The 25,876-nt window shown below is 70.1% G+C and carries 29 protein-coding genes; 12 read left to right on the forward strand and 17 right to left on the reverse strand.

The window, feature by feature from the left end:
• Positions 1-20 precede the first annotated feature (20 nt).
• From BLQ91_RS40415 to BLQ91_RS21640, 4 genes are all read right to left on the reverse strand, one after another.
• Positions 21-224: a hypothetical protein gene (locus tag BLQ91_RS40415; protein ID WP_143022750.1), complete on the reverse strand. Its 204-nt coding sequence runs from the start codon at positions 222-224 to the stop codon at positions 21-23.
• Positions 225-329: 105 nt separating this feature from the next.
• Positions 330-827, reverse strand: a complete 498-nt coding sequence (locus BLQ91_RS21630) for a hypothetical protein (RefSeq protein WP_090099122.1) — start codon at positions 825-827, stop codon at positions 330-332.
• Positions 828-859: 32 nt separating this feature from the next.
• Complete coding sequence (locus tag BLQ91_RS21635) at positions 860-2,080, reverse strand: beta-ketoacyl-[acyl-carrier-protein] synthase family protein (protein WP_090099124.1); 1,221 nt, start codon at positions 2,078-2,080, stop codon at positions 860-862.
• Positions 2,077-2,304, reverse strand: a complete 228-nt coding sequence (locus tag BLQ91_RS21640) for a phosphopantetheine-binding protein (protein WP_245733721.1) — start codon at positions 2,302-2,304, stop codon at positions 2,077-2,079. Before BLQ91_RS21640 ends, BLQ91_RS21635 begins: the two co-directional genes overlap by 4 nt.
• A gap of 392 nt (positions 2,305-2,696) precedes the next feature.
• On the opposite strand from BLQ91_RS21640, the gene BLQ91_RS21645 reads away from it, so the two are divergent.
• From BLQ91_RS21645 to BLQ91_RS21665, 5 genes are all read left to right on the forward strand, one after another.
• Positions 2,697-4,331 (forward strand): AMP-binding protein, encoded by a 1,635-nt coding sequence (locus BLQ91_RS21645; protein WP_090099127.1) that lies wholly within the window; start codon positions 2,697-2,699, stop codon positions 4,329-4,331.
• On the forward strand, positions 4,328-4,612 hold the full coding sequence (locus BLQ91_RS21650; RefSeq protein WP_090099129.1) for an acyl carrier protein: 285 nt from the start codon (positions 4,328-4,330) through the stop codon (positions 4,610-4,612). The genes BLQ91_RS21645 and BLQ91_RS21650 overlap by 4 nt, the downstream gene beginning before the upstream one ends.
• Positions 4,609-5,838, forward strand: coding sequence for a cytochrome P450 (locus tag BLQ91_RS21655; RefSeq protein ID WP_090099131.1), 1,230 nt, complete (start codon positions 4,609-4,611; stop codon positions 5,836-5,838). The genes BLQ91_RS21650 and BLQ91_RS21655 overlap by 4 nt, the downstream gene beginning before the upstream one ends.
• Positions 5,835-6,824: a 3-oxoacyl-[acyl-carrier-protein] synthase III C-terminal domain-containing protein gene (locus tag BLQ91_RS21660; protein ID WP_090099133.1), complete on the forward strand. Its 990-nt coding sequence runs from the start codon at positions 5,835-5,837 to the stop codon at positions 6,822-6,824. The genes BLQ91_RS21655 and BLQ91_RS21660 overlap by 4 nt, the downstream gene beginning before the upstream one ends.
• A 102-nt stretch (positions 6,825-6,926) precedes the next feature.
• Positions 6,927-8,111: a glycosyltransferase gene (locus tag BLQ91_RS21665; RefSeq protein WP_090099135.1), complete on the forward strand. Its 1,185-nt coding sequence runs from the start codon at positions 6,927-6,929 to the stop codon at positions 8,109-8,111.
• Between the two features lie 87 nt (positions 8,112-8,198).
• Here the strand turns inward: BLQ91_RS21665 and BLQ91_RS21670 are convergent, their stop codons facing one another.
• The 10 genes from BLQ91_RS21670 to BLQ91_RS21715 form a co-directional block, all read right to left on the reverse strand.
• Complete coding sequence (locus tag BLQ91_RS21670; RefSeq protein WP_090099137.1) at positions 8,199-10,016, reverse strand: beta-ketoacyl [acyl carrier protein] synthase domain-containing protein; 1,818 nt, start codon at positions 10,014-10,016, stop codon at positions 8,199-8,201.
• Positions 10,013-10,891 carry an ACP S-malonyltransferase gene (locus BLQ91_RS21675; RefSeq protein ID WP_090099139.1) on the reverse strand — a complete coding sequence of 293 codons (879 nt, stop codon included), beginning with the start codon at positions 10,889-10,891 and terminating at the stop codon, positions 10,013-10,015. Before BLQ91_RS21675 ends, BLQ91_RS21670 begins: the two co-directional genes overlap by 4 nt.
• Positions 10,888-12,117, reverse strand: coding sequence for a beta-ketoacyl synthase N-terminal-like domain-containing protein (locus BLQ91_RS21680; RefSeq protein WP_090099141.1), 1,230 nt, complete (start codon positions 12,115-12,117; stop codon positions 10,888-10,890). Before BLQ91_RS21680 ends, BLQ91_RS21675 begins: the two co-directional genes overlap by 4 nt.
• Positions 12,114-12,905, reverse strand: coding sequence for a polyketide synthase (locus BLQ91_RS21685; protein WP_245733715.1), 792 nt, complete (start codon positions 12,903-12,905; stop codon positions 12,114-12,116). Before BLQ91_RS21685 ends, BLQ91_RS21680 begins: the two co-directional genes overlap by 4 nt.
• Positions 12,902-13,645: an enoyl-CoA hydratase/isomerase family protein gene (locus tag BLQ91_RS21690; protein WP_090099143.1), complete on the reverse strand. Its 744-nt coding sequence runs from the start codon at positions 13,643-13,645 to the stop codon at positions 12,902-12,904. The genes BLQ91_RS21685 and BLQ91_RS21690 overlap by 4 nt, the downstream gene beginning before the upstream one ends.
• Complete coding sequence (locus tag BLQ91_RS21695; RefSeq protein WP_090099145.1) at positions 13,642-14,883, reverse strand: hydroxymethylglutaryl-CoA synthase family protein; 1,242 nt, start codon at positions 14,881-14,883, stop codon at positions 13,642-13,644. Before BLQ91_RS21695 ends, BLQ91_RS21690 begins: the two co-directional genes overlap by 4 nt.
• Positions 14,880-15,137 (reverse strand): phosphopantetheine-binding protein, encoded by a 258-nt coding sequence (locus BLQ91_RS21700; RefSeq protein WP_090099147.1) that lies wholly within the window; start codon positions 15,135-15,137, stop codon positions 14,880-14,882. Before BLQ91_RS21700 ends, BLQ91_RS21695 begins: the two co-directional genes overlap by 4 nt.
• Before the next feature lie 4 nt (positions 15,138-15,141).
• Positions 15,142-15,402, reverse strand: coding sequence for an acyl carrier protein (locus BLQ91_RS21705; RefSeq protein ID WP_090099149.1), 261 nt, complete (start codon positions 15,400-15,402; stop codon positions 15,142-15,144).
• 31 nt (positions 15,403-15,433) lie between these two features.
• A complete protein-coding gene (locus tag BLQ91_RS21710) occupies positions 15,434-16,600 on the reverse strand; it encodes a cytochrome P450 (protein ID WP_176959879.1) in 1,167 nt (388 codons plus the stop codon).
• Positions 16,601-16,877: 277 nt separating this feature from the next.
• Positions 16,878-18,335 (reverse strand): acyl-CoA carboxylase subunit beta, encoded by a 1,458-nt coding sequence (locus BLQ91_RS21715; RefSeq protein WP_090099154.1) that lies wholly within the window; start codon positions 18,333-18,335, stop codon positions 16,878-16,880.
• 624 nt (positions 18,336-18,959) lie between these two features.
• On the opposite strand from BLQ91_RS21715, the gene BLQ91_RS21720 reads away from it, so the two are divergent.
• The 6 genes from BLQ91_RS21720 (at position 18,960) to BLQ91_RS21740 (ending at position 22,507) form a co-directional block, all read left to right on the forward strand.
• On the forward strand, positions 18,960-19,973 hold the full coding sequence (locus BLQ91_RS21720) for a beta-ketoacyl-ACP synthase III (protein ID WP_090099156.1): 1,014 nt from the start codon (positions 18,960-18,962) through the stop codon (positions 19,971-19,973).
• A 52-nt stretch (positions 19,974-20,025) separates the two neighbouring features.
• A complete protein-coding gene (locus BLQ91_RS21725) occupies positions 20,026-20,271 on the forward strand; it encodes an acyl carrier protein (RefSeq protein ID WP_090099158.1) in 246 nt (81 codons plus the stop codon).
• Between the two features lie 32 nt (positions 20,272-20,303).
• A complete protein-coding gene (locus BLQ91_RS21730; RefSeq protein WP_090099160.1) occupies positions 20,304-21,506 on the forward strand; it encodes a beta-ketoacyl-ACP synthase II in 1,203 nt (400 codons plus the stop codon).
• The gene (locus BLQ91_RS21735) at positions 21,503-21,982 is read left to right on the forward strand and encodes a MaoC family dehydratase (RefSeq protein WP_090099162.1); all 480 of its coding nucleotides are present in this window, start codon (positions 21,503-21,505) and stop codon (positions 21,980-21,982) included. Before BLQ91_RS21730 ends, BLQ91_RS21735 begins: the two co-directional genes overlap by 4 nt.
• A gap of 136 nt (positions 21,983-22,118) precedes the next feature.
• Positions 22,119-22,292: a hypothetical protein gene (locus tag BLQ91_RS41520; RefSeq protein WP_176959881.1), complete on the forward strand. Its 174-nt coding sequence runs from the start codon at positions 22,119-22,121 to the stop codon at positions 22,290-22,292.
• The gene (locus BLQ91_RS21740; protein ID WP_090099164.1) at positions 22,289-22,507 is read left to right on the forward strand and encodes a hypothetical protein; all 219 of its coding nucleotides are present in this window, start codon (positions 22,289-22,291) and stop codon (positions 22,505-22,507) included. Before BLQ91_RS41520 ends, BLQ91_RS21740 begins: the two co-directional genes overlap by 4 nt.
• Before the next feature lie 187 nt (positions 22,508-22,694).
• Here the strand turns inward: BLQ91_RS21740 and BLQ91_RS21745 are convergent, their stop codons facing one another.
• Positions 22,695-22,949, reverse strand: a complete 255-nt coding sequence (locus BLQ91_RS21745) for a DUF6480 family protein (RefSeq protein WP_090099166.1) — start codon at positions 22,947-22,949, stop codon at positions 22,695-22,697.
• A gap of 465 nt (positions 22,950-23,414) precedes the next feature.
• On the opposite strand from BLQ91_RS21745, the gene xynC reads away from it, so the two are divergent.
• Positions 23,415-24,680, forward strand: coding sequence for a glucuronoarabinoxylan endo-1,4-beta-xylanase XynC (gene xynC / locus BLQ91_RS21750; RefSeq protein ID WP_090099168.1), 1,266 nt, complete (start codon positions 23,415-23,417; stop codon positions 24,678-24,680).
• 4 nt (positions 24,681-24,684) lie between these two features.
• Here the strand turns inward: xynC and BLQ91_RS21755 are convergent, their stop codons facing one another.
• Together BLQ91_RS21755 and BLQ91_RS21760 are read right to left on the reverse strand one after the other, a co-directional pair.
• A complete protein-coding gene (locus tag BLQ91_RS21755; RefSeq protein WP_090099170.1) occupies positions 24,685-25,239 on the reverse strand; it encodes a DUF6518 family protein in 555 nt (184 codons plus the stop codon).
• A 163-nt stretch (positions 25,240-25,402) separates the two neighbouring features.
• The coding region (locus BLQ91_RS21760) for a 3-deoxy-7-phosphoheptulonate synthase (protein WP_143022752.1) at positions 25,403-25,876 on the reverse strand (474 nt) is incomplete at its 5' end.

The raw sequence follows: 25,876 nt of genomic DNA on the forward strand, positions 1-25,876 counted from the left end.
GTCTTCTCGAGAGCGATCACTCAGGTCAGCGGCAGGCCGGACACCGGCAGCAGCCGCGCGTAGGCCTCGACGTAGTCCTCGGCCGCGATCGGGACGCGCTGGACGTCGTTCGTGATGCCGAACGCCTCGACGACGTCCTCGGCGTGCGGCAGGAGGAGCTCGTCGAGCCGTGCGACGAGCGACGGGATATCCCGCACCTGAGCGGGGACAGGGTGCCGTCGCACAGGTGCCAGGCCGCGTCCCTGTCCAGCTCGGACACGGCGAACCGCAGGAACAGCGACGTGAGCACCGCTCCGCTGCGCGGTAGGCCCGCCCGCCGTGCAGCCTGCTTAGTTCGGCGGCGAGTACACCGCACGTGTGCGCATCTCGGCGGCGTTGTTGCCGTAACCCAGCTCGGTCGCCAGGAAAACACCGACCGAGTCCATCCGCGCCGGCTCGTCGGCCACCGCGGTGAGTTCCGGGCGGTCGTCGCCGAGCTCCAGGACTGCGCCGAGGCAGAGGTTGTAGTGGATGGTGGGTACCGACACCAGCGTCGGGTCCAGCACGCCCGCCCACTCGTGCAGCACGAGGAAGCGGTCCGGGTCCTCGGTGACGAACTCGCGACCCGGCCCCAGCTCGGCGTTGACGTGCCGCAGCCGCCGGTGGACCATCGCGGCGTTCTCGGCGGGAGAGCTGCCCTCGACGCGGTCGAAAAGCTCGGCGGAGAACAGCTCGGCGAACCTGTCGTGGTCGTCGGCCGCGCCGTACCGCAGCAGGTCGCGCAGTTCGGCGGCCTGGTCGGCGGCGAGCCGTGCGGGGGCCCCGGACCGGGTTTCGCGCTGGACCACCCCGTCTGCTCCTCGGTGTGCGTGGTCGGACATCAACGTGCGCCGATCAACAGCGCGGCGTTCTGGCCACCGAACCCGAACGAGGTGCTCATGGCGACGTCGATCGACTGCTGCCGCGGCACCGGGGCGAGATCCAGGTCGATCTCCGGGTCGACGTGCTCCAGGTTGGCCGTGGGAGGGACGAGCCGGTGCTCGATGCTGAGCGAGGCGTAGATGGCCTCGGCCGCGCCGGCGGCCGCCAGCAGGTGGCCGGTCACGCCCTTGGTGGAGCAGACGGAGACCTCGTCGCCGAGCACCGAGCGCACCGCCTTCGACTCCGCCCGGTCGTTCAGCTTCGTCGACGTGCCGTGCGCGTTGAGGTGGTCCACATCGGTGCCGGCGAGGCCCGCGTCGGCGAGTGCCGCCCGGATCGCCGCCTGTGCGCCCATCCCGTCCGGGTGCGGGCTCGTGACGTGGTGGGCGTCGGCGGAAGCGCCGTAGCCGAGGACACGGCCGCGGATGGACGCACGCCGGGCACGGGCATCGGTTTCCCGTTCCAGCACCACGACCGCCGCGCCCTCGGCCGCGGTGAAGCCGTCGCGGTCGCGGTCGAACGGGCGAGACGCGCGGAGGGGGTCCGCCGAGCGCTTGGTCAGCGCTCCCATCCTGGCGAAGGCCGCCAGGATGAGAGGCACGAGCGAAGCGTCGGCCGCGCCGGCGATCGCGATGTCGCACGCGTCGGCCTGCAGCAGCTGCCGGGCCGTCCCGATCGCGGTGGCCCCGGAGGCGCAGGCGGTCGACACGGTCAGGTTGGGGCCGGTCGCCCGCAGGTGGATGGCGAGCTGCCCGCTGATCATGTTCACCAGGGACATCGGCATGGTCAGCGGTGAGGTCGCGGCAGGACCCCGCTGCAGGAGCGCGACGTGTTGTGCGGTCAGGGTTTCCACTCCGCCGACCGACACGCCCATGACGATGGCCACGCGGCTGCCGTCCCACTCGTCGCTCCGCAGACCCGCGTCGCCGACCGCCTCGGTCGCGGCCACGAGACCGAGCTGGCTGTAGCGGTCGAGGCGCCGAGCGTCGGGACCGAGCACCGCCGGCGCGTCGAAGTCCTGCACGGGACAGATGACCTGGGTGCCGAGCACACCGAGGTCGGGACCGAGCACCGCGGTGGACACCCCCGCGCTGACGCGCTTCCAGTTGTCGTCGACGCCGGTGCCGGCCGAGGTCACCATGCCCCGCCCGGTGATCACCACGTCGGGACGTGTGGTCATGCCGCCACCTTGGTGTTCATCAGCGCGGCGACATCGGCGATCGTGGTCACCGACGAGAGTTCGTCGTCGGAGAGGTGGGTGTTGTAGCGCTCGCCGACGACGACGCCGAACTCGACCACGTCGAGGGAGTCGGTCAGCACCTCTTCGAGCGCGGTGTCTTCGTTGATCACCTCCGCCGGAACGGCGAACCTGGTGGTGAGGATCTCGACGAGGGTGTCGTACACGGTGGGCAAGGCGGTTCCTCCGGTAGCCGTCGGGGGTTGCACATCGGGGGATGGGATGTTTGCGACCACCGTGCGTCACGACAGGCTCACGCAGACTGCGGAGAACCGCAGCACTTGGTCGCGCTCCGCAGCGGTGCCGACGAGGTCGATCCGCGTCGGGAAGCGTTGGTCACCAGGAGTTCGCATCGATGACGGACTGCGGTCGCGTGGGGGAGTTCTGCGGAATTCCGCAGCGGATTTCCGATTCGCGATGCCTACCGTCGCTGAAGGCCAACCGGTGGAGGCCCCGCGGTTCACCGGCGTGGTGATCGACGACGGCCCGCGTCCAGCCCGCCACCGATCAGCATCCGTCGCACAGCCGGCCCACCACACCGCGACAACAGGGACAACGCATGACGATCGACATTTCCGGCACCCTCGTGGACGCGATCACCTGCGCACCGGGCGATCGAGGTCGGATGATCTTCCCGGAGTCCGCGACCGTCCTGACCCGTGCCGAACTCGGCCCCCGCGCCAACGGCGTCGCCGCCGCGCTGCTCGCCGCCGGTGCCGAACCCGGTGAGGTGGTGGGCGTGCTGCTGCCCGCCACCCCCTCCTTCCCGCCGGCTCTGCTCGGTGTGCTCACGATCGGCGCCGCCGTCAGCGTGCTACCGCTGCCCGCCGTCGCCCACGACGTCGACAGCGTCGCCGACGACCTCGCCGCGTTCATCCGGACCGTCGGCGTCCGGCACCTCGTGACCGGTGATCTCTTCGCCGCCGCCCTCGAGCCGCTGCAGCGCCGTTGCCCCGGACTGCGCGTCGTCAACGCCGACCGGTGCGCGCCGACCACCCGCGTCCCGACCACGCACACCCCCGGCCCGGATGATCGCGCCGTCGTGCAGTTCACCTCCGGCACCACTGCCCGGCCGCAGGGCGTCGTGCTGTCCCACCGCGCCGTCGTCAACGGCGTCCTCGCCCCGGTCGCGCGCTGCGAACTGACCCCCGCCGACGTCGGCTACCAGTGGCTGCCGCTGTTCCACGACTTCGGCATGATCGGTCTGCTGATCTCGCTGTGCGCCGGGTTCGACACCCACCTCGTCTCACCGGCGGCGTTCATCCGGCGCCCGGTGGACGCGCTGCGCTACCTCGGCGAGCACGGCGTCACGATCTGCACAGGACCGAACTTCGCCTACGACAGGCTGGCCGAGGCCGCCCGCACCGCGGACCCCGATGGACTCGACCTCGGACGCTGGCGCCTGGCGCTCAACGGCGGTGAACCGGTCTCCCCGGCCACGGTCCGCGCCGTCACCGAGGTCCTGGGCCGCCACGGACTGCCGGCCGGCGCGATGACCCCGGCTTACGGCATGGCCGAGTACTGCGCCGGCATCACCATCGACCTGCCGGGGCTGGCACCTCGCACCGTCACGCTCGACCGGGCCGCGGCCACTGACGGCCGGGTCGTCCCCGTCACCGACGAATCCGGCTGGACGATCGTGTCGCAGGGTCCCCCGTTGCCCGGCACCGAGGTGAGGGTCGTGGACGCCGCGGGCGCCGTTCTGCCCGAGGCCGGTGTCGGCGAACTCCAGGTGCGCGGTCCCAGCCTCATGGACGCCTACCTCGCCGAGGACTCCGCGGCCGTCTCCAGCGTCCTGGACGACGGCTGGTTGCGCACCGGTGACCGGGGCTTCCTGCTGCGCGGCGAGGTGCACGTCGCGGGCAGGCACAAGAACATGATCATCGTGCGGGGCCGCAACGTCCACGCCGAGGAGGTCGAACACGTCGCCCGGCACGTGCCGGGCGTCTACCAGCGCCACTGCGTCGCGGTGGCCGACCAGGAAAGGGAGCGGGTGGTCGTGGTCGTGGAAACCGTCGAAACCGACAGGGCGGCGGTGGCCGAGGGCGTGCGGCGGGCCGTCAGCGAACGCCTCGGCATCACCGACGCCGACGTGCGCACCGTCGACCGCCGCTGGCTGCCCCGCACCACCAGCGGCAAGTGGAAGCGCGACGAGCTCCGCCGTCGGCTGTTCGGAGAGGAGAACGCGGCATGACCGAACCAGTGCACGACAACGAGGCTCCAGCACTGACCGTGGTGGTCCAGCAGCTCGCCAGGGTGCTCGAGATCCCCGCCGACCAGTTGTCGCCGGAGGACCGGCTCGCCTACCTGCCCAACGTCGACTCGCTGCGGCTGCTCGACGCGATCACCGCCGTGGAGAACATGAGCCGCGTCAAGCTCAGCGAAGACGACCTGGTGACCGCGCGGACGGTGGCGCAGCTCGCGGCACTGGTCGAGTCCGCCAAGACCGCGGATGCGAAGAGGGACCGGTCATGAGCCTGCCCACTCTGGTCTCGTTGCCCGAGGACGACACCAACACCGCCTACTACGCGCGACTGCGTGAAGCCGCGTCCGTGCAGCAGGTGCAGCTGCCCAACGGGTTCCCGATCTGGCTCGTGACCAGGTACGACGACGTGCGGACCTGTCTGCGCGACGAGCGGCTCGCTGTCGATCCCCGGCTGCTGAGCTCCCCCGAGCACAAGTTCGGCGGACGGCGCGTTCCCGAGGACACCCTCAGCTCCACGGGACGGCACATGCTCAACACCGACGGGGCCGAGCACCGCAGACTGCGGTCGTTGGTCAACGCCGAACTCTCCAGCGGTGCCGTGGGTCGCTGGCGCGCGACCGTCGACCGCATCGTGCACGAGCAGCTCGACCACCTCGAGCGCGAAGGCACCGAGGCAGGTGGCGGCCCGGTCAACCTCATGACCGCCTTCGCCAACCAGGTCCCCGTCTCGGTGATCAGCACCGTGCTCGGCCTGCGCCCCGCGGACACGCCGGTGGCCGCCGCGCTGCTGCGGGAGCTGCTGTCCAGCAAGCCCACCGACAGCCCCGAGATGATCGGCTACTACCACGAGCTCGTCGACCTCGTCCTCGCCACGATCGAACACCGCAGGAGCGAGCCCGGCGACGACCTGATCTCCATGCTGCTCGCCCGGTCGGAGCCCGCCGGAGTCCGCGACCTGCTCAGCACGGTGATGGCGCTGTTCGTGGGAGGACCGCCGACCACCGCGACCGCCATCGGCCACGGCGCCGCCACGCTCGGCGCCCGGCCGGACCTGCGTGCTGAAGCCCTGGGCAGCGAGGCGTCCACCGCGCGGATCGTGGAGGAGCTGCTGCGCCACCACCCGCCGTTCCAGTTCGCGATCTGGCGGTTCGCCACCGCCGACATCCCCATCGGCGACGTCGTCATCCCGAAGGACGCGACCGTGCTGCTGTCACTCGCCGCCGCCAACCGAGACCCCCGTGCCTACGACGATCCCGACGCGGTCCGTTCCCACCGCGACGGTGAGCCCAGCCACCTGTCGTTCGGCAGCGGCGTGCACCGCTGCATCGGCGCACCCCTGGCCCGCATGGAGATCACCGTCGCGGTCCGCTCGCTGTTCCTCCGCTTCCCGCGACTGCGGCTCGCCGTCGACCCGAGCGAGCTGTGCTGGAGCGACATGGTGTTCGACCGCAGGCTGGAGTCGATGCCCGTCCACCTCGGCGGTGCGCCCGCATGAGGGTTTCCGGACGGGTGCGCATCTCCGCCGCCGGGACATGGCTGCCCGCGGGACGGTCCCGCGCCGCTGACGCGGTCGCGGCGGGCACGCTCAGCGACATCGACGCGCGGTCGGCCGTCTGCCACGAGGTCGCGGTCGCCGACGGGCAGCAGGCGTGGCAACTCGGCCTGACCGCCTGCCGGGACGTGCTCTCCAGCACCGGGACCACGCCGGAGGAGATCGGGTTCCTCGCCTACGCGGGCATGTCCGCGACCGACGAGGAACCCGCGTCCCCGGCACACCGGCTCGCCGCCGAGCTGGGGACCACCCACGCCGTCGCCGTCGGCCTGAGCCAGATGTCCAGCGGCGGCGACGCGGCGCTGCACGCGGCCATCACCACCCTGCTCACCGAACCCGGCACCCACCACGCTCTCGCGTGCACCGGCACCGACACCCGCGACCTGCCCTACGACCGCTGGCGCACCGCGCCCGAGGTCGTGCTGGGCGACGGGGGCACCGCCGCGCTCCTGCACCGCGACCGGGGACCACTGGCCGTGCTGGCCACCGGCCGGGCCGGCAACCCCCGGCTGGAGAACGCCTTTCCCCGGTTCCACCCCTTCCGGCCGCTCCCACCCGCGCTCGACAACAGCGCCGCCCTGCTCGAGTTCCGCACGACCTCCCAGGAAATCCGCGCCACCGTCGCCACGGCGGTGCAGCAGGCGCTGTCCGACGCGGATCTGCACGACGCCGATCGCATCCAGGTCGTCTGCACCGCGCGACTGCGCCCGGAAACCGTCAAGTACACCGTGCTTCCCGCGCTGCCCGAAGCCGCGCGTGACCGCCTCGTGGTGTTCGGAGACACGACAGGGCACCTCGGTGCGGGTGACACGATCGCCAACCTCGACGACCTCCTCCGCCTCGACAGGCTGACCACGGGCGGCTGCGCGCTGCTCGTCGGCCTCGGCGCGGGGTTCACCGCGACCGCGCTCGTCGTCGAGCGCTGCTGATCCAGTTCACGACCTACGACGAAATCGACCACCGCGACCGGTGACCCCCGTCAGTCGCCGGGTTCCGCCGCAACGGGTGGTCATCACGATCGGAGCACGTCCTTGCGGATTCTCTTCACCGTCGCGAACTCGCCGTCCCACATCCGGGCGCTGGTCCCGGCCATCAGGGCCGCCGAGGCCGCGGGGCACACGGTCGCGATCGCCACCGCCGCGACGTCCGCCGAGGACATCGCCGCCTACGGGATCGAGCACCTGCCGGCGGGTCTCGACATCCTGGAGCTCGTGGCGCGGACGCTGGAGGAATCCGGTACGACGTTCGCGCACCTCACGGCGATGGAGAGGACGGTGGACTTCTTCATCGGCCCTCCGGCCGAGGCGATGGCCGAGGACGTCATCGACTCGGGGTGGAACCCCGATGTCATCGTCCGCAGCACGCTCGAGTTCGGCGGCGTGCTCGCCGCGGAGGTGCTCGGCGTGCCGCATGCCTCCGTCGCCATCGGTGGCGCGGTCAACGTGATCTCGCCACCTTCCACGCTCGCGCCGCTGATGGCCCCGCTGCGGGCGTCGTTCGGCCTGCCGCCGGATCCCGCCGGGGAGGCGAGCTTCCGCCACCTGCACGCCTGCCTGATGCCCGAGACCTACGACCCGGCAGAGGCCGCCGTGCCCCACTCCAGGTTCTACCGGCACGAGAACCCCGGCAGGCGGGGCGACGCCCTACCGCCTGTTCTGGCAGGGTTGCCCACCGACAAGCCGTGGGTGTTCGCGAGCTTGGGCACGCTGGCCGCGTTCGCGTCAGACGGCATCTCTCTGCTCAAGTCTGTCGTCACGGCCGTGACGCAACTGGACTGCGTCGCGGTGATCAGCACAGGACGCGGTGTCGCGCACCAGGAGTTCGGCTCTCTGCCGTCCACCGTGGTCCTGGTGGAGTCGGTTCCCCAGCCGCTTCTGCTGGAGTGCTGCGATCTCTTCATCACCCACGCCGGTCACAACAGCGTCCGTGAGGCGATGAGAGCTGGCGTTCCGCTCGTCTGCACGCCCCTGTTCTCGGAACAGCCGTACAACGCGCGCAGGTGCGCGGAAGCCGGCGTCGGCGAGCAGCTGCGCACGGAAACCATGACTGCCGACGACGTTCTGGCCGCCTGCCGCGAGGTTCTGGACGACCCGCGCTATCGGAACAACGCCAGGCGGATCCGCCGCGACATGCTCGCCCTGCCGACACTCGAGACGTTCGTCGCCGACCTCCAGTCGTTGGTGCGAAGCGGAAGCGGGCGTTCGAACGGTCACTAGTGCCGGCGGCGCGGACGATCCGGCGCGACCCCGGCCCGGCCGCGGGTCGCGCACTCGTCGAAGCACACCCGTGCCGTTCCGCGCTCGCTACGTCGCGTCGGAGCCGGCAGTCGCCAGCGGCCCGAAGGACTCGTGCCAGCACGTGGTCCGGTCGAACGGATAGGCGGACAACGGAACTCGCCGCGGCCGCTGCCCGGCCGGCCACAGGTCGGCCCACTCGACGCGCTCGCCGGCGAGCCAGCGAGCAGCACCCTGCAGGTCCGGCTCCGGTACGTGGCGGTCAGCGGTTGTCGGGTCCGCGGGGTCGAACGTGGTGTGCAGCACCAACGGGTGCGGCTCTCCACGCACGAATGCGCCAGCTGCGACCGCGAACTCATCCGCGTCCCCGGCGAGGATGACGACTCGCTGTGCCAGCTGAGCACGTCCCGTTTGGAGGGTCCACACGGCGGCGGTGAAATCCGGCGGCGCGAGCCCCGGTCCGCCCGCCGGGTCCTGCCTGCCGTGGGGGAGCAGGTCGGCCAGTTCGGTCACCAAACGACGCAGACTGCGCTCGGTGCGTGCGCTCACCGGCACAGGCCAGCGGCCGGACCGCCGCCAGCCGGAGCTGTCGAGCTCGGGCGCTTCCTCCAGCACGATGTGGGCGTTGGCCCCACCGACTCCCAGTGCGGTGATACCGACCCTGCGGGCCGGGCCGTCAGGCCAGGGAACAGCTCGTGCCGCGATGTCCACCGGACCGCGGTCCACAGGGATGTCGGGATGTGGCGTGGTGAAACCGGCGGTGAGGGGAATCGTGCGATAGCGCAGCACCTGCACCGCCTTGGCCAGGCTCGCCGCGCCCGCCGCACCTTCGAGGTGACCGATGTTGCCCTTCACCGACCCCATCCACAGCTTGCCGTCGGGCCCGGCGGCGGTCGTCCGACCCTCCTGCGACCGCAGCAGCTCGACCACGGCCTGCACCTCGATGGGATCGCCTTTGCCGGTACCTGCGGCGTGCGACTCCATGTACCCCAGCGCGGAAGGAGGCAGATCCGCCTGCGCCAGCGCGCGGGTCATCAGCTGCACCTGCGACTCGGCGTCGGAGCGCGTCAGCGTGCCACGCCTGCCGTCGTGGTTCAGCGCGCTTCCCCTGATGACCGCGAGCACCGGGTCACCGTCGGCCACCGCGTCCTCCAGGCGTTTGAGGACGAAGCAGAACACCCCTTCACCGCGGATGTAGCCGTCGGCGTCCGCGCTGAAGCACCGGGCCTGCCCTGTCGGCGAGAGAGCGCCGAACCGGTGCATCACGGCCTGCATGTGGCCGTGCAGGTAGATGTTCGGGCTTCCGGCGATCGCCATGTCGAGCTCACCCGCGCGAAGCCCCGACACCGCTTGGGCCACCGCCGTCAGGCCGCCCGCGCAGGCGGTGTCCAGCGTGATGCTGGGGCCGCGCAGGTCGAACTGGTGCGAGATCCGCGCCGAGGCGAAGGTCAGCAGGAGCCCGATCGCGCTGTACCGGTCGACGAGGTGCCGGTCCGCGGCGCGGTCGCGCATGTCGGAGCTCGTGGTGGAGACGAACACGCCGACGTCGCGCCCGGCGAGCGAGTCGGGTGCCAGGCCGGCGCTCTCCAGGGCGTGCCAGGTGGCTTCGAGCATCAAGCGCTGCTGGGGGTCCATCCAGACGGCCATCCGCGGCGTGATCTGGAAGAGTCCCGGCTCGAAGTCGCCCACGTCCGGCAGCAGGGACACGACCGGGTCCGGCGTGCCGCCCAGGTCGGCGCGGTAGTCGTGCAACCGGCCGGGAATCGCGGGGGACGAGGTGCACCTGCCCTCGGCGAGCAGGCGCCAGAACGCGTCGGCGTCCTCCGCACCGGGCACCCGCGCGGCCATGCCGATGATGGCGACGGGCGCTGCCTTTCCGACGCTCACCGCGCACCTCCCGTGGCAGCGGAGAGCAGGTTCGCCGCGGCGGGGATCTGCCGCAACATCCTCACCAGCACCTGGCTGACGCCCGGCTGGTGGAAGGACACGTCCTGGAAGTTCTCGACCACCCACGTCACGGACTGGTGCCAGCGCACAGGGCTGTGCACGTGCCGGACCAGAGAACCGGCGACGTCCGCCGCACTGTGCGGACGCGCGGTCAGGTTGGACACGACCGGAATGGCGGGCTCCTCGAAGGAGAACCGTTCCAGCCGCGCCCCGAAGTCAGCAGCGGCCTCCCGCATGTGACTGCTGTGGAACGCGCCGGTGATCGCCAGTCGCCGCACATCCGCGGCACCGAGATCGCGCATCCGCTGTTCCGCCGAAGCGAGAGCGCTCTCAGGACCCGCCAGGACCGTCTGCGTCGGCGAGTTGAAGTTGACGGCCTCGACGCCCCGCAACCGCGGATCGCCCAGCGCTTCGCAGACGGTCTCCTCGGCCAGCCCCTGCACGGCCGTCATCGCGCCGACAGCCGCCTGGGACGTGATCTCGGCGCGCAGCCGGACCAGCTCCAGCCCTTCGAGGAAGCCGAACACACCCGCTGCTTCCAGGGCGTTGTACTCACCGAGACTGTGCCCCAGCGCGACATCGGGACTCAGCCCGTCCTCGCGGGCGGCTCGCAGGGCCAGGGCGCTGACCACGTAGGTGGCGGGCTGGGTGTAGCGGGTCTGGGCGAGTCGCTTCTCATCGGCGCAGAGTTCACGCAGGTCGTAGCCCAGCGTCGCCGCGGCGGCCCCGGTCAGGTCGGGGAACCGCGCGAAGAGCTCGACCCCCATGTTCTGACGCTGCACACCCTGTCCTGGGAACAGGAAAACAACAGTCATCGAGTGTCCCTCGTCTGGATGGTCTCGGTGGTGAGTGCGATGGAGGTGTTGATGCCGCTGAAACCGAAGCTGTTGGTGAGCGCCACAGGCCGGTCGAGCCGGCTGGAGGTGCGCCCCGCCAACCGCCCACCCACGTCGGGCATGGGACTGCTGGTGTTCGGGTTGCCGTGCACCCGGCCGTGACGCAGCTGCACCACGGTGGCAATGAGCTCGACCAAGCCCGCCGCGGTGAGCGCGTGACCGAGGAAAGCCTTGGTGGAGTTGACGAGTGGCCCGGCACCGACGCCGAAGACCTGCGCGATGGCGCGGGCCTCGCACTCGTCTCCGACCCGTGAACCGGTGGCGTGCGCGCTGAGATAGCCGACATCGGCGGGTTCGATCCCGGCGGCGAGCATCGCGGCGCGCATGGCTTCGGTCTGCCCGGCCGAGTCGGGGGCAGCGCCGTGCCGGGCGTCGAGCCGCTGCCCGGCGCCCAGCAGAAGCGCCAGTGGTTCCTGCGCCGTCTGTCCGGCGAGTTCCAGAACGACCGCCGCCGCAGCCGGTCCCGGGACGAAACCCTCCCGGTGGTCGTCGAACGGCCGGCACACCGGCTCGGGGCCGGGGTGCAGTGCGCCGCTGGTGCTCAACGCGCGCGTTTCGGTCGACGACAGCTCCGCTGCGGGGGCGACCACCACGCACCGCTGCGCATCGCCCGCGCGGAGCAGGCGCATCGCCTGGATGACCGCCACCGCTCCGCTGGCCGACGCGGCGCCCACGGTCCACCCCTCGGCACGCAGGCCGAGCAGTTCGCTCACCACGCCCACGGTGTCGGTGTCCTGGTAGGCCACCGCGTGGGTGGGACGCACCCGCCGGGTGCCTTGCACCTCGCCCAGCACCGTGCGTGCCTGGTAGTCCATGGCCAGGTTGTTGCCCGCCACGATCAGCGCGCACCCGGCGAGTTCGGACGCCGCCAGCCCGGCCTCGCGGGCACAACGCACGGCGACCACCGCTGCCGTCCTGGCCGGATCGGCGCTGCTCCTCGTGACGCGGCGCACCCGCGCCGCGTCCTCCGCGTCCAGGCGGTGGACGTCCGGATCGTCGAGAAGGCCCACCCAATCCCGTTGCGCCGGAGGTGGATCGCCGTCGGACAGCAGTACGTCCGCGAGCTGGTCGAGGCTGCTGAGCGAAGGGGTGAGGACGGTGGCGGCCCGCACCGCGACCGCAGCCCGGGCCGCGGACGCGGTCATGACGTCGTGGTCCGAAGCAACCCGTAGCCCTCTTCGGTCAGCGAGACGACATCGGGCAGTTCGCGGGAGGTCATGTGGGGCTCCAGCTCCCGTTCCATCGCCGCGTCCGATCCCGCGAGGCACTTGCCCATCAGCTCGCGTTTGAGCAGTTCGAGGCTGGCACGCGGCGAACGCGCGATCATCAGGGCCAGGTTCCGGGCCGTGGCCGGCACCTCGTCGTGCGCGACCACCTGCACGCCGCAGCCGCGCTGCTTGAGCTCGATGCCGCGGTAGCCGCGTGCCGTCAGCAACATCTCGGTGCCCAGCGCCTCCCCGATCTTGGCGGGGACGACGTAGGTCGCTCCGACGTACGGTGCGACGCCGTATTGCATGAAGTTGGCGGCGTAGTAGGAGCGTTCGCTCAGCACGGCGACGTCGGCGTAGAGCCCGAGCACGAGTCCGCCGCCCAGCGCGTGGCCCTGCATCTCGGCGACCACCGGTAGGGGACACGTCGCGAAGACCCTGGCGAACCGCCGGTACTCCGGCAGCGGCAGACCGTCGGCGATGCCGACCAGCGTCTCCCTGGTCGCTCCCGCGCAGAACACGGAAGGCATGCCGGCCGCGATGACCACACGGGTGTCCGGGTGGCCGGTCGCCGCTTCCACCGCCTGGAAGAGGTGGTCGAGCCACTCCCTGCGGAACGTGTTGCCGTTTTCGGCGTCGGCGAAGCGCACCGTGGCGATCGGCGCTTCGAACTGCACGGAGATCGGTCCGAACACCTGCCCGGGAACCGCGCTGCTGTCGCTCACAACAATCCCTCCGTCACCAATGCCTTGATCCGCTGGGAGACCTTCGGGTCGTTCAGGCGTGCGCCGAACACCCGTTCCGCCATCAACCCGTACTGGTTGTCGGCCGGGAACAGGGCCTGATGCGCCTGCTTGAGGTCCGCGAGGGTGTCACGGTCCGAGCGGCGCAACGAGAGCAGCACTTTGCGCATCGCCGTCCGCGGATCGTCGCTCACGATGTCGACGAGTCCGATGCGCTCGGACTCGGCGGCGGTGAGCTGATCCGCGAGCATGGCCAGCCGGAGCGACCTGTGCTCTCCGACGCGCCGGGCGATCCACGGCATGATGATGGTGGGCAGCATGCCGAAGAAGACCTCGGTGAGCTGAAGGGTCACCTCGGGCGAGGCGATCACGATGTCGCAGGCCGCTGCCAGACCGACCCCACCGCCACTGGCCCAGCCCTGCATGACGGCGATGGTGGGCACCGGCCCCGAACTCATCCGGGTGAGCAGGTGCCACAGACCGGTGGTCAGCCCCTTGAACTCGGCCTCGCCGAGTTCGGTGATGTGCGCACCCGCGGAGAAGACCGGGCCGTCGGAGAGCAGTACGACGGCGCGGCAGTCCGGGTCGGCCTCGGCCTGGTCGAACGCGGCGTGCAACTGGGCGATCAACGCCGGCGTGAGCGCGTTGCGGGACTCGACGTCGTTGAGCTCCAGCACGAGGTGACCCGGCTTGGGGACCACTCGGAAACCGTCGGATGTCATGACATGTCCTTGTCGCACCACAGGTACTCCCGGTGGTGATCCTTGATCGAGCCGAGCATCAGCAACGGCCCTGCGGTGTGTGCGGCCGTGGTGACGAGGTCGCTGACGCCGCGCAGGCAGTCATCGGCGTCCGGCGTGCCCGGCAGGGTGCGGCGAGCAACGTCGAGCACGGCGTCGTAGCGTTCGACGCTGATCTTCGTGCGCGCGGACAACGCGGCGTCGAGCTGGGCCGCCGCCGGTGTGCGTTCGGTGTCCGCGGAAGCGGTGAGACCGATGAACTCGGACGAACACCCGCCTCCGTAGGAGTAGACACCGAGCTCGTGACCGGTCGTCGTCGAATGGTGGCGCAACGAGCTCGCCAGAGCCATCAGGGTGCAGCCGGAGTAGATGTTGCCGACTTCGGCCGGGACTTCCAGCGAGGCGCTGACCCGCTTCTTGAAGTCCAGGTCGATCCCGGCGGCGTCCATTCCGGACAGTCGCCGTGCCGCGGTGCGATGCGCTCCGCGCACCATTCCCGGGAACGGGGTGTGCATCGCCAGCGCGTCGAAGGACGCGCCGAAATCGGACGCGGTGTGCTCGGAGTAGTTCTTGTACGAGCCGATGAGGCAGTCGATGTACGACATGATGGACAGGTCGACGTTGATCACGTCGACGTCGACCGCCGGCCGGCGGAAGTCGGTGTTGTCGAAACTCCAGAGGCCGTAACGGTCCGCGTGCCACCGGGCGAGGCGGGGTTCGCCGAGCAGGACCGCGATCGCCCCGGCGCCCTGGCTGGGCTCGGCGTAACTGCCCTGGACCGGAATCGGCGCGTCACCGGCGATGACCAGTGCCCTGCCGCGACGCGGCGAGACGGCGAGTGAAGCGGCCGCCATCTGGAAAGCGGCGGCACCGCCGTGACACGCCTGCTTGACCTCGAACACCCGGCACGTCTTCGGCAGGTCGAGGAAAGCGAGGGCGAACGCCGCGGCGGACTTCGCGAGGTCCACACCGCTCTCGGTCGCCACGACCACCGTCTCGATGGTCGCCCTGCCCTCCGCGCCGAGGCGGTCGAGCACCGGCCGAGCGGCGTTGACCGCCATCGTGACGATGTCCTCGCACGGCAGCGCGACGCTCTTGCGCCGCATCAACAGGTTCGCGAGCCTCGCCTGTTCCAGGCCGCGAGCCTGGAACAGCTCGCCGACCTCGACGTGGGCGGTGCCGAAGTAGGCGCCGATGTCCTCGATGCCGACCGCGGTCATGCCGGCACCGCCTCGAGGATCAGATCGGTCAGCTCGCCGAGGTTCGCGGCGTCACCGAACCGGTGCAGTGCCGCGTCGATGCCCAACGCCTCGACGGTGCCGACCACGACGTCCATCCGATCCATCGAATCGGCGCCGAGCGACCTCATGCTGGCGCTCGGGACGACCGAGGCAGGGTCGAGATCCGGGAGCACCGCGAGCAGCTGCTCCTTCAGCACGGCGAAGACCTCCTCGCGAGAGGTTCGGTTTCCCACCCGGTCACCCCGCGACGACGGGCTTGAGGGCAGCCGCCAGCTGACGCACGCTGTCGTTCTCGTAGATGGTGTCGACCGTGATGACGCTGTCGAACTTGGTGCGCAACATGCTGACGAACTCGACGGCGAGGATCGAGTCCACGCCGACGTCGGCGAACGACTGGTCCAGCGCGATGTCCTCGGGCGAGAGCATCAGCAGCTCGGCGAGCACGTCGATGATCACGGTCTCGTTCTCGGTGTTCGTTCCGGCAAGGCGGTCGCTCATGTCGATCTCCGTTGTTCGTTGGTGTCGGTGGTCAGCGGGAAGCCGGACTCGGCCCGTCCTGCAGCAGCCGCACAGGGACGGTCCGGTAGCCGGTGAAGGTGTTGGACGTGGTCGTGGTCGGTTGTCCGGAGAGGACGACGCGGAGCCGGTTCTCCACGAAGAACTCCAGCAGCGCGGTCAGCTGCGACTTGGCGACGACGGCGCCCAGGCAGTGGTGCGGGCCGAAACCGAAGGCCATGCTCGTGCCTTCCCTGCGCAGCGGGTCGAACACGTCCGGATCGCGGTAGCAGCGCGGATCGCGCAGGACCGCGCCGAGCACCACCCGCACGGTGTCGCCGCGGCGGATGAGCCGTCCACCCAACTCCGCGTCACGACCCGCGGTCCTGCCGATCGTGGTGGTCGGTGCGGTCCAGCGCAGCGCTTCGTCGACGAAGCCGGACACCAGTTCCGGCGCGGCCGCGAGGCGGGAGAGCCACGACGGCTCCCGGGCGAGCAGCACGGCCAGCCCCGTGAAGGCCAGGCGAGGTGCGACAGTGCCTCCGACGACGACACCGATCAGGTTGGAGAGCACGTCCTTGCGTGAGATCCCGCCGGCGCGTTCGGCTCGGTGCAGGTGACCGATCAGGTTGTTCAGCCCGGCGTTCCGGTGTTCCACCATCAGATCGCTGAAGAGGCCCGCCGCCTTGGCCAGGGCCTGGCGTGCCGACTCCCGGTCGGTACCGGTGAAGGCCTCCGAGCCCGTGTCACCGAGAATGCCCGCGACCTGGTCGCCGATCTCGGCCATCTGCGGCTCGTCCAGCCCCAGGAGATCGGCCATGGACGCCAACGCGAGCGGCCAGGCGATCTCGGCGTTGAAGTCGAACGACGCAGTGCCGATCCGGGGCCGCACCAGGCGTTCGAGCGCTTCGGTCAGAGCCGTGGTGCGGGTCTCGACGCGCCGTTTGGTGAACAGTTCCTTCATGGCGGAACGCACGACGCCCCGATGTTCGCCATCCGTGGCGATCAGGATGCTGCCGCGCAACGGGTCCGGGTTGGCGGGTCCGTTCCACGGGAAGACACCCTGACCTGAGAGGAAGACGTCGTCGTCGCCCAGTACGACCTTCGCCTCCTCGGCGCGGAAGACGCCCCAGAATTCGTCGCCGACAGCGGCGGACGCGAGCCTGTGCACAGCCGCGGCCTCGCGGAACCGGGCCAGCACGGCGTGCGGCTGTCCGTTCGAGAAGAGTTCGGCGGAACCGAAGTCCGGGGCTCCGGCAGCACATTCGGTGCAACACGAAGACGCTCTCGCGGAGAGGTGCGCATCCTGCTGCGAAAGCATGGTTCCTCCAGGTGGCGCTCGTCGCCGAGCGCTCGGGACGAGTCGATCGAACCGGCTTCACCGCTCTGCCGGGCACGGCGAAAGGCGATGCGGGTGAATCTCAGCTTCAGGAGTGCCGAACGGCCTTCCTCGGTGGTGTCCGAGGCTCCGGGGGTTGTCACTGCGGCATGTTGTCGTGACTGTGACGAGGTTGCCGGGCGCGCATCAGCGGACGGATGACCTTGATGATCGCGTCGCGGGTCTCCGCGGGGGTGATCATGGCGTCGACCGCCTGGCGAGAAGTCGCCAGTGCCGGTGAGAGCGCCTCCGCGCGGTAGTTGTCGAGCAGTTCCTGGCGCCTGCCCGGATCCGCCGCGAGCTCGCGGCGGAACACGATCTCCACCGCGCCTTCCGCACCCATCACTCCGATCTCCGCCGTCGGCCAGGCGAAGACGCGATCGGCGCCGAGCTGCTTGGAGTTCATCACGATGTACGCCCCGCCGTACGCCTTGCGGAGGATCACGGTCACCCGGGGCACCGTGGCCTCCGAGAAGGCGTACAACAACTTGGCCCCGCGGCGGATGACGCCGTCGGTTTCCTGCGACCGCCCCGGCATGAACCCCGGTGTGTCGACCAGGGTGACCAGCGGGAGGCCGAACGCGTCGCACATCCGCACGAACCGCGCGCCCTTCTCCGCCGCCTGCGTGTTGAGGGTGCCGGCCAACGTGTTCGGCTGGTTGGCCACCACGCCCACCGGCATTCCGTCGAGGCACGCGAAACCGATGACGATGTTCGGGGCGTAGTGCGGCTGCAGTTCGAGGAAGCTGTCCGCGTCGACCAGCCCGCGGACGACCTGCCGCACGTCGTAGGTCTTGCGCTGCTCCGCGGGGACCTCGGGAACCAGCTCCGGGTCGCGGGCCAGGTGCAGCGGCAGTTCGTCCCAGCACGAGCTGGGCAGGTAGGACAGCACCCTGCGGACCAACGGGAACGCGTCCTCGGGACGCTCGGTCACGAGGTGTGCGAGACCTGACATCGCCGAGTGGACCCGGGCGCCGCCGAGCTCCTCGGCGGTGACCTCCTCACTCGTCACGCTGCGCACCACTTTCGGGCCGGTGAGGAACATGTAGGCCCGGCGGTCCATCACGATCAGGTCGGTCAGCGCGGGGGAGTAGGCCGCGCCACCGGCACAAGCACCGAGGATCACGCTGATCTGGGGAACGCGGCCGGACAGGGCCACGTTGCGGCGGAAGATCGACGCGTACCCGTCCAGAGCGGAGACGCCCTCCTGGATGCGCGCACCGCCGGAGTCCAGCACGCCCACCACGGGACACCTGGCCCGTTGCGCCTGGTCGAGCACTTGGGCGATCTTCTGCGCGTGGGTGGCCCCGAGAGTGCCCCCGAGCACGGAGACGTCTTGGGCGAACACGGCCGCGGGCCGCGCGTCGATCTCGGCGGTGCCGGTGATCACGGCGTCACCGGCGGGCCGCTTGGCCTGCATGCCGAAGGCGGTGCACTGATGTGTCGCCTCGGCACCGAACTCCAGCAGACTGCCCGGATCCACGAGCGCGTCCAGCGCGTCGCGGGCACCGAGCTTGACCGGCGTCAGCGCGGTGGTCGTGTTCGTCGTCGTTGTCAAGGAATTCCTGTTCCTGTCAGCTCTCGAGGTCGGACCAGCGGCAGATCGGACAGGAGCGGCAGACCTGCCCGGTCCGTGCGCAGTCCGGTGATCGGCGGGAACGCGTGCCACATCTCGTGCGGAACCACGCGTTCAGTCCTTTCCCTGTCAGGCAGAGCGATCGGGGTGCGCCGGTCAGCGGTGCGGCGTTCCGGCCGGCGTTCCTCCCGCCGCGGTGGGATCACGGGTGCACTGAGCGGCCGGAGCTAGAACGACAGTGCGGCGGAGGACGCGATTCGGCACTGTGGAGAACCGCAGTGCTCTGGCGGCGATCCGGCGCAGCAGAATCCGTGTCGGAATGCAAGGCTGCGGAACGGTTTCATCCTTTCGGTCCAACGAAAGCGGCGCGGTCGAACGTCCATTCCGGACTTCCGGGTGTCGTTTGATTTCCAACGAGGGCTGAAATGGCAGGTGGGGCAAGAACGAATGCCCCCGCAGGCGAGGGTTGCGGATTTCCGCAGTCCGGCTCGGCTCAGCTCTGACCTAGGCTCGTGGAGTCCCGCCGACCTGGAGGGCGCCGGTGTCATCGTGTGACGCCCTGCGCATCAGTCGAGGCGCTGGTGCAGTCGACCAACGGGAGAACGTATGACAGCGGATCATCGCCGTGCCGCAGTTCTGTGTGGAATCGGTACGTGGTTGCCGCCCAGGGTGGTGACGAACGACGACCTCGCTCAGCAGCTCGACACCTCGGACGAATGGATCCGCTCCCGGACGGGGATCCGGGAGCGCCGTGTGATCGATCCGGGCACGTCGACCTCGGACCTCGCGGTCGAGGCGGGAGCCCGTGCGCTGAAGTCCGCGGGTGGGGGGAACGTCGACCTGGTGATCGTGGCCACCACGACACCGGACCACCCGTGCCCGTCGACCGCCCCCGAGGTCGCGAGTCGCCTCGGACTGACCGGAGTGCCGGCTTTCGACCTGAACGCCGTGTGCGCTGGGTTCGTGTACTCGCTCGCGACGGCCGTCGGGCACATCGTCGCGGGCATCGCCTCGCGCGTGCTGGTGATCGGCGCGGACACCTTCACCACTGTGCTGAACCCGCACGACCGCACGACTGTCGCGATCTTCGGTGACGGTGCGGGCGCGGTGGTCCTCCGCGCGGGGACGGCTGACGAGCCGGGCGCGCTCGGCCCGTTCGACCTGGGCTCGGACGGCACGAACGCGGAACTGCTCATCGTGCCTGCCGGTGGATCCCGGCAACGCGGTTCCGGGCAGCCCCTCGACCCCGCGGACGTCCACTTCCGGATGGACGGCCAGCCGGTGTTCCGCAACGCCGTCACGAGGATGAGCGAGTCGGCCGCCAAGGTGCTCGCCCAGGCCGGCTGGCGGATCGAGGACGTGGACAGGTTCGCCTGCCACCAGGCGAACGCGCGGATCCTCACGGCGGTGGCGCGCACTCTCGAAGTGCCCGAGGAACGTGTCGTCATGAACGTCGACCGTGTGGGCAACACCGTCGCCGCCTCCATCCCGCTCGTCCTCGCGGACGCGGCCGCGGCCGGCGACATCGTCCCCGGCCACCGCGTCCTCATCACCTCCTTCGGCGCGGGTCTCGGATGGGGCTCCACCGTGATCACCTGGCCGGACATCGACCTCGGCTGACCCAGCCGCGAACCCGTCATCGAATCCCGCTCACATCCTGGAGAACCACATCATGAGCAACAACGACACGTTGAACCGGTTGACCACGCTGCTCGTCTCGCACTTCGGCGCGTCCGAGCAACGCGTGAGCGGCACGGCGACGTTCGAGGAGCTGGACTTCGACTCGCTCGCGCTGGTGGAGCTGGCGATGGTGGCCCAGAAGGAGTTCGGCGTCGAGGTGGACGAGCAGGAGATCACTCCCGACCAGTCCGTCCAGGACGTCGCGGAGCTGATCGACGCGAGGACGGTCGCCGCCTGATGTCGTGGCCGGGTGCGGGTTTCGCAGCAGCTGTGACCGGACTCGGCCTGGTGACCCCGGTGGGCATCGGTGTCGAGTCCTCGTGGCGACGTGTTCTCGCGGGGGAGGCGGCGGGGAGCCACGACCCGCTTCTCGCAGGCCTGCCGGTCGACTTCTCGTGCCGGGTGGCGGGATTCGACCCGGATGCCGCGCTGGGCAGGAGTGCGGCGTGGAGGCTGGACCGGTCGGCGCAACTCGCGATCGTGGCTTTGCGGGAGGCGCTGCAGGACTCGGGTCTCGACCAGACGACCTGGGATGGCGCACGGGTCGCCGTGGTGCTCGGCAACGCGCTGGGTGGTGTGCAAACGTACGAACTGCAGCAGCGCCAGCTCGACTCCGCCGGTGCGCGCGCGGTCTCCCCACTGCTCGTACCGATGTGCGCACCCAACATGGTGGCGGGTCACCTCGCCATGGAGTGCGGTGCCGGCGGTCCGAACCTCGTCACGGCAACGGCTTGCGCGTCGGGTACCACGGCGATCGGGACAGCACGCGACCTGTTGCGCAGCGGACGCTGCGACGTGGTGATCACCGGAGGCGCGGAGGCCGCGATCGGTCGAACGATGATCGCGGGGTTCGCCAGGATGGGCGCGTTGTCCCGCCGCGCCTCGGAACCGGACGCCGCGTCGAGGCCTTTCGACGCCGGTCGTGACGGCTTCGTGGCGGCGGAGGGAGCCGCGGTCCTCGTGCTGGAGCGCGTCGCCGACGCCAGGGCGAGAGGTGCCCGCGTGCACGGGATGATCAGCGGATACGGCGCGTCGGCGGACGCCCATCACGCGACGACCCCCGACCCGTCCGGTGACGCGGTGGAGCGGGCGGTCCGCTCGGCGCTGGACGACGCGGGCCTGACGACGGCGGATGTCGACCACGTCAACGCGCACGGCACCTCGACGAAGATCAACGATGCCACCGAGGCGAAGCTGATCCAGCGCTTGTTCGGCGATCGTGTTGCCGTGACTTCCACCAAGGGGGTCATGGGACACGCCTTGGGTGCCGCGGGGGCGATCGAGGCCGTGTGCACGGTCCTGGCGCTGCGCGAGGGCGTCGTCCCGCCGACGGCGAACCTCGAGACGCTCGACCCGGAGATCGAGCTCGACGTCGTGGCGAAGGCACCCCGGCTCGCGCCGCACAGGGTGGCGGTCAGCAACTCGTTCGGGTTCGGTGGCCAGAACGCCGTTCTCGTCGTGACCGCGCCATGACGGAGCGGGTCTTCACCAGGCCGGCGGAACTGCTCGAGGCTGTGGGTGACACGCTCGGCACCAGTTCTTGGCACACCGTCAACCAGTCCGCTGTGGATGGTTTCGCCGAAGTCACAGGTGACCACCAGTGGATCCACCAGCCGGGTCCCGCGGCCGACGCAGGCCCGTTCGGTGGCCCCGTGGTGCACGGATTCCTCACGTTGTCGCTGCTCGTACCGATGCTCGACCAGATCCTCCGCGTGGACGGAGCCTCGTTCTTCGTCAACAAGGGCGTCGACAGGTTGCGGTTCACCGCGCCGGTTCCGGTGGGAGGCCGAGTGCGGGCCAGAGCCGTCCTGGCCTCGGCGAAGTCGCGTCCGCGTGGCTTCACCGAGGCTGTGTTGTCCGTCGTGGTCGAGGTCGAGGGAAACACCCGACCGGCGTACACGGTCGACGTGTTGTTGCTCTACCGGGCTGATGGAGAAGCGACGGCATGAGAAAAGGCGCGGACTGCGGATCCGCGGTCCGCGCCAATTCGCATGAACAGGAATTCCCGTCGAATTCTGGCCTTCCCGCCGGCGCGGCTGATCTGGTACCGATTCCCGGCCGGTGTCGCATGACGCGGCAGCGTGAATGGGCGAACACACCTGCCCCTGCCGCGGGGTGTCGGTGGAAGCCTGCCCGCGCGGCGGGTGGTCCAGCCGGTCGGCTTGGATGCGGGGTGTGCTGTGGTTCGACGAGGACGACGTGGTGGCGCGGGCCGGTGACGAGGTGTACGCGCGTGGTTTCGCACTTGGCGACGGGTGAGCATCTCGGTGTCCGAGGGCGCGGTGCTGGCGCGGGCGGCACGCGTCGCGATCGACCGGCGGGCGGACTACCCGTTGGCTGCCCGGTTGCTGGTCGAACTGCGCCATCTGCACCACGAACTGGGTTTGGACTTCACTTCCGGGTTCGAGCGTTTCACCGCCTCCTACGGCCACAGCGAGGAGTTGATGCGGGCGCTGCGCCGCGTCGGACTGTGACCCCGTCGCTTCATGCCAGCCCACGACGTCGGCCTCCGTGCCCTCGATACGGCGTCGTACCGCCACGGGTGGCTGCGGGGCTCAGGTGGGCGGGTGGGGTCGTCGCGGTGCTGCTCACCGGGCGAGTACGGCGACCATCAGCGGGAACCGCGCCGCCGGAGCTCCTCGCCGCCGACGCCGATCGGAATCAGAACGCGGTGAACCAGCCCATCAGCGTCGCGACCATGAATGCGAGCGTCAGCAGGGTCAGGATCACGATCGCCACCAGCGTCACGATCGGAGCCTTGCGCGACGGCATCGGTTGCGGATGGGACAAGCCGGAGGTCTGCCCGGAGTCGGGCGGGGTGTCGCCCGGTGCGACGCCGCCACCTCGTTCCAGGCCCGGGGTGCGGGCGGGATCCGGGTCGGGCGGCGTGTCGCGGGGAGCACCGCCACCCTTCATCCCGGCGTTGCGGTTGGGATCGGAATGTGCGGGAGTTGCGGTCATGCCCGCCGAGTACCCCGGCGTACCAGCCCGAACCGCTGCCGGAACAGCGCAGGCGGGGACCTTTCGCTGAACGGTCCACACCGGAACTTCGCGGTTGTCGCTCGACCGGGTGAACGGAGCTGGTCCAGCGCTGGGCCGGGTTCAGCGACCCGCCGGGAACCAACCCGGTTCCGGACGCCTGCGACGACCGCGCCGTCGCACTGGAGCGGCTTCGACCAAATGCTGCGTCGAAAAGCGCGAGGGATATCACCGCAGCGCATTTCCGGTATTCGACTCGTTCGACTGTCGAACGCCTTGACCGTGCATGCGGCCGCTGTTACGACTGGGTCGTCGGCTTTCTCGTCCGATTCTGGTCGTGGTGACGGTCAGGCGGAATTCGAGTTGTTTGAGCCGTGAACGAGATCAACTCCTGGAGACGTCATGACGGCAGGTCGAGACCACTCGGAGAACAAGTCGCCGCTCGTGCACCGGCGGACGCTGCTGGCCGCGGGCGCCGCGCTGCCGGTGCTCGCCACGGCGGCACCGGCTTCCGCGGCGACATCGGTGGTCGTCGAACCGTCGAACGTGCAGCAGACGATCCTCGGCTTCGGCGGGATGAACCACACCGTCTGGATCAACGATCTGACCGCCGCCCAGCGCGAAACCGCCTTCGGCAACGGCGCGGGGCAGCTCGGCTTCACCGTGCTGCGCATCCCCGTGCACGAGGACAGGGCCAACTGGAGTCGCGAGGTGGCCACGGCGCGGCGTGCGATCGAGCTCGGGGCCAAGGTCATCGCCTCGCCGTGGAACCCGCCCGCCTCGATGACCGAGAGCTTCTCCGGGGGCAAGAGGCTGCGGTACGCCTCATACGGCGCCTATGCGCAGCACCTGAACGACTTCGTCGCCTTCATGGCGGGCAACGGGGTGAACCTGTACGGCATCTCGGTCCAGAACGAGCCGGACTACGCGCACGAGTGGACGGCGTGGACGTCCGGCGAGATCGTGCGGTTCCTGCGCGAGAACGCGGGTGCGATCAACGCCAGGGTCATCGCCCCCGAGTCGTTCCAGTACCGCAAGAACCTCTCCGACCCCATCCTCAACGACCCCGCCGCGCTCGCGAACGTGGACATCATCGGCGCGCACCTCTACGGCACCCAGCCCGCGGACTTCCCCTACCCGCTCTTCCGGCAGAAGGGCGCCGGCAAGGAGCTGTGGATGACGGAGGTCTACCACCCCAACAGCAGCGACTCCGCCGATCTGTGGCCGCAGGCCCTCGACGTGGGTGAGCACATCCACCGGGCGTTGGTGGACGGCCGGTTCCAGACCTACGTGTGGTGGTACATCCGCCGCTCCTACGGCCCCATGCGCGAGGACGGGCAGATCAGCAAGCGCGGGGCCAACATGGCGCACTTCGCGAAGTGGGTCCGCCCCGGCTACTCGCGGATCACCGCGACCGCGAACCCGCAGGCGAACGTCTACATCTCGGCGTTCAAGAGCGGGTCCAGGATCGTGATCGTGGCCATCAACAAGAACACGTCGCCGGTGGACCACGTGTTCACCATCCGCGACACCGGTTCCGCGACAGCCTCGACCTGGTTGACGAACGCGAGCGCGAACCTCGCCCACTACAACAACTTCACGATCTCCGGGGGGACGTTCAACGCTCAGCTGCCGGCTCGCAGCATCAGGACGTTCGTCCTGAACTGATCACTCACAGGCCGGTCACGTGGGAGATCGACAGCAGGCAACCCAGCGCGACGAACGAGAGCGCCGCTGAGACCGCCAGGGCCTGCCATCGGCTGCGCGAGATCAGCAACGGCAACACCACCGCGAGTGCGCAGGCGGTGATCCCGGTGTCGCGGTAGCCGAGCACGAACAGGTGCCACAGGCCTTCCATCCCGAACACCGCGCCCAGGACCCCCGCGCCTGTCCAGTGCCGCCAACCCCGGTCGTGCCGCCACCAGCTGCCGGCTGTCCCGAAGAGCGGTCCCGCGAGGAAAGCCAGAGCCAGCCACACCGACGGGGCGTGGAGGTCGCCCATGCCGTCGCGGAAGAGTTCGGCGTACCCGTAGTAGCCGACGACCGCGCCGACCTGCGTCAGGGTGCCGGCGAGGATCGGGCGCCGGGACCGGGCGCCGGCGACGAACGCCGCGACGACCCAGACGGCGCCGGAGTTGGCGAGGGAGTTGAAGCTGCCGGGGAGAACGCCTTGTCCGAGGTTGGTCAGCACGCCGAGCAGCAGCCCGGCAGGAAAACTGAAGATCATGTGATCCAGAGTTCCCGGGACCGTCCACTCACGACATCGGCATTTCGGCTGATTCCGTGTGATCTCACGCCTGGGCCGGACGACGCGGAGCGTCCCGCCGGTGTGGTGAGCGCGATCGGCGAGGAGCCCCGGCCGGGAGTGGGTGCGGTGGCAGGCGCAGCGATCAGGCGGTGAGGGCTTCGTACGGAGGACGGGAGTCGGTTCGCAGCATCTCCGCGACGAGGAACGCGAGCTCGAGTGACTGCTGCGTGTTCAGGCGCGGGTCGCAGGCCGTCTCGTAGCGGCCGGCGAGGTCGTCGTCGGAGATCTCCTGGGCGCCGCCGAGGCATTCGGTGACGTCTTCGCCGGTGAGTTCGATGTGGATGCCGCCGGGGTGCGTGCCGAGGCGGCGGTGGACCTCGAAGAAGCCCTGGACCTCGTCGACGATGCGGTCGAAGTGGCGGGTCTTGTAGCCGGTGCTCGACTCGTGGGTGTTGCCGTGCATCGGGTCGCACTGCCAGATGACCTTGTGGCCGCTGGCCTCGACCTTCTCCACGATGGCGGGCAGCACGTCGCGCACCTTGTGGTTGCCCATGCGGGAGATGAGCGTCAGGCGGCCCGGCTCGCCGCGGGGGTCGAGGCGCTCGACGTACTCGAC

Origin of the sequence: Lentzea jiangxiensis (genome assembly GCF_900104175.1) — a bacterium.
GTDB classification, from domain to species: Bacteria; Actinomycetota; Actinomycetes; order Mycobacteriales; family Pseudonocardiaceae; genus Lentzea; species Lentzea jiangxiensis.

Excerpts from the sequence above, each read along its gene's own strand:
- BLQ91_RS21635 (WP_090099124.1), bottom strand. The coding sequence starts at position 2,080 with ATGACCACACGTCCCGACGTGGTGATCACCGGGCGGGGCATGGTGACC.
- BLQ91_RS21645 (WP_090099127.1), top strand. The coding sequence starts at position 2,697 with ATGACGATCGACATTTCCGGCACCCTCGTGGACGCGATCACCTGCGCA.
- BLQ91_RS21650 (WP_090099129.1), top strand. The coding sequence starts at position 4,328 with ATGACCGAACCAGTGCACGACAACGAGGCTCCAGCACTGACCGTGGTG.
- BLQ91_RS21655 (WP_090099131.1), top strand. The coding sequence starts at position 4,609 with ATGAGCCTGCCCACTCTGGTCTCGTTGCCCGAGGACGACACCAACACC.
- BLQ91_RS21660 (WP_090099133.1), top strand. The coding sequence starts at position 5,835 with ATGAGGGTTTCCGGACGGGTGCGCATCTCCGCCGCCGGGACATGGCTG.
- BLQ91_RS21675 (WP_090099139.1), bottom strand. The coding sequence starts at position 10,891 with ATGACTGTTGTTTTCCTGTTCCCAGGACAGGGTGTGCAGCGTCAGAAC.
- BLQ91_RS21680 (WP_090099141.1), bottom strand. The coding sequence starts at position 12,117 with ATGACCGCGTCCGCGGCCCGGGCTGCGGTCGCGGTGCGGGCCGCCACC.
- BLQ91_RS21690 (WP_090099143.1), bottom strand. The coding sequence starts at position 13,645 with ATGACATCCGACGGTTTCCGAGTGGTCCCCAAGCCGGGTCACCTCGTG.
- BLQ91_RS21695 (WP_090099145.1), bottom strand. The coding sequence starts at position 14,883 with ATGACCGCGGTCGGCATCGAGGACATCGGCGCCTACTTCGGCACCGCC.
- BLQ91_RS21705 (WP_090099149.1), bottom strand. The coding sequence starts at position 15,402 with ATGAGCGACCGCCTTGCCGGAACGAACACCGAGAACGAGACCGTGATC.
- BLQ91_RS21720 (WP_090099156.1), top strand. The coding sequence starts at position 18,960 with ATGACAGCGGATCATCGCCGTGCCGCAGTTCTGTGTGGAATCGGTACG.
- BLQ91_RS21725 (WP_090099158.1), top strand. The coding sequence starts at position 20,026 with ATGAGCAACAACGACACGTTGAACCGGTTGACCACGCTGCTCGTCTCG.
- BLQ91_RS21735 (WP_090099162.1), top strand. The coding sequence starts at position 21,503 with ATGACGGAGCGGGTCTTCACCAGGCCGGCGGAACTGCTCGAGGCTGTG.
- BLQ91_RS41520 (WP_176959881.1), top strand. The coding sequence starts at position 22,119 with ATGGGCGAACACACCTGCCCCTGCCGCGGGGTGTCGGTGGAAGCCTGC.
- BLQ91_RS21745 (WP_090099166.1), bottom strand. The coding sequence starts at position 22,949 with ATGAAGGGTGGCGGTGCTCCCCGCGACACGCCGCCCGACCCGGATCCC.
- xynC (WP_090099168.1), top strand. The coding sequence starts at position 23,415 with ATGACGGCAGGTCGAGACCACTCGGAGAACAAGTCGCCGCTCGTGCAC.
- BLQ91_RS21755 (WP_090099170.1), bottom strand. The coding sequence starts at position 25,239 with ATGATCTTCAGTTTTCCTGCCGGGCTGCTGCTCGGCGTGCTGACCAAC.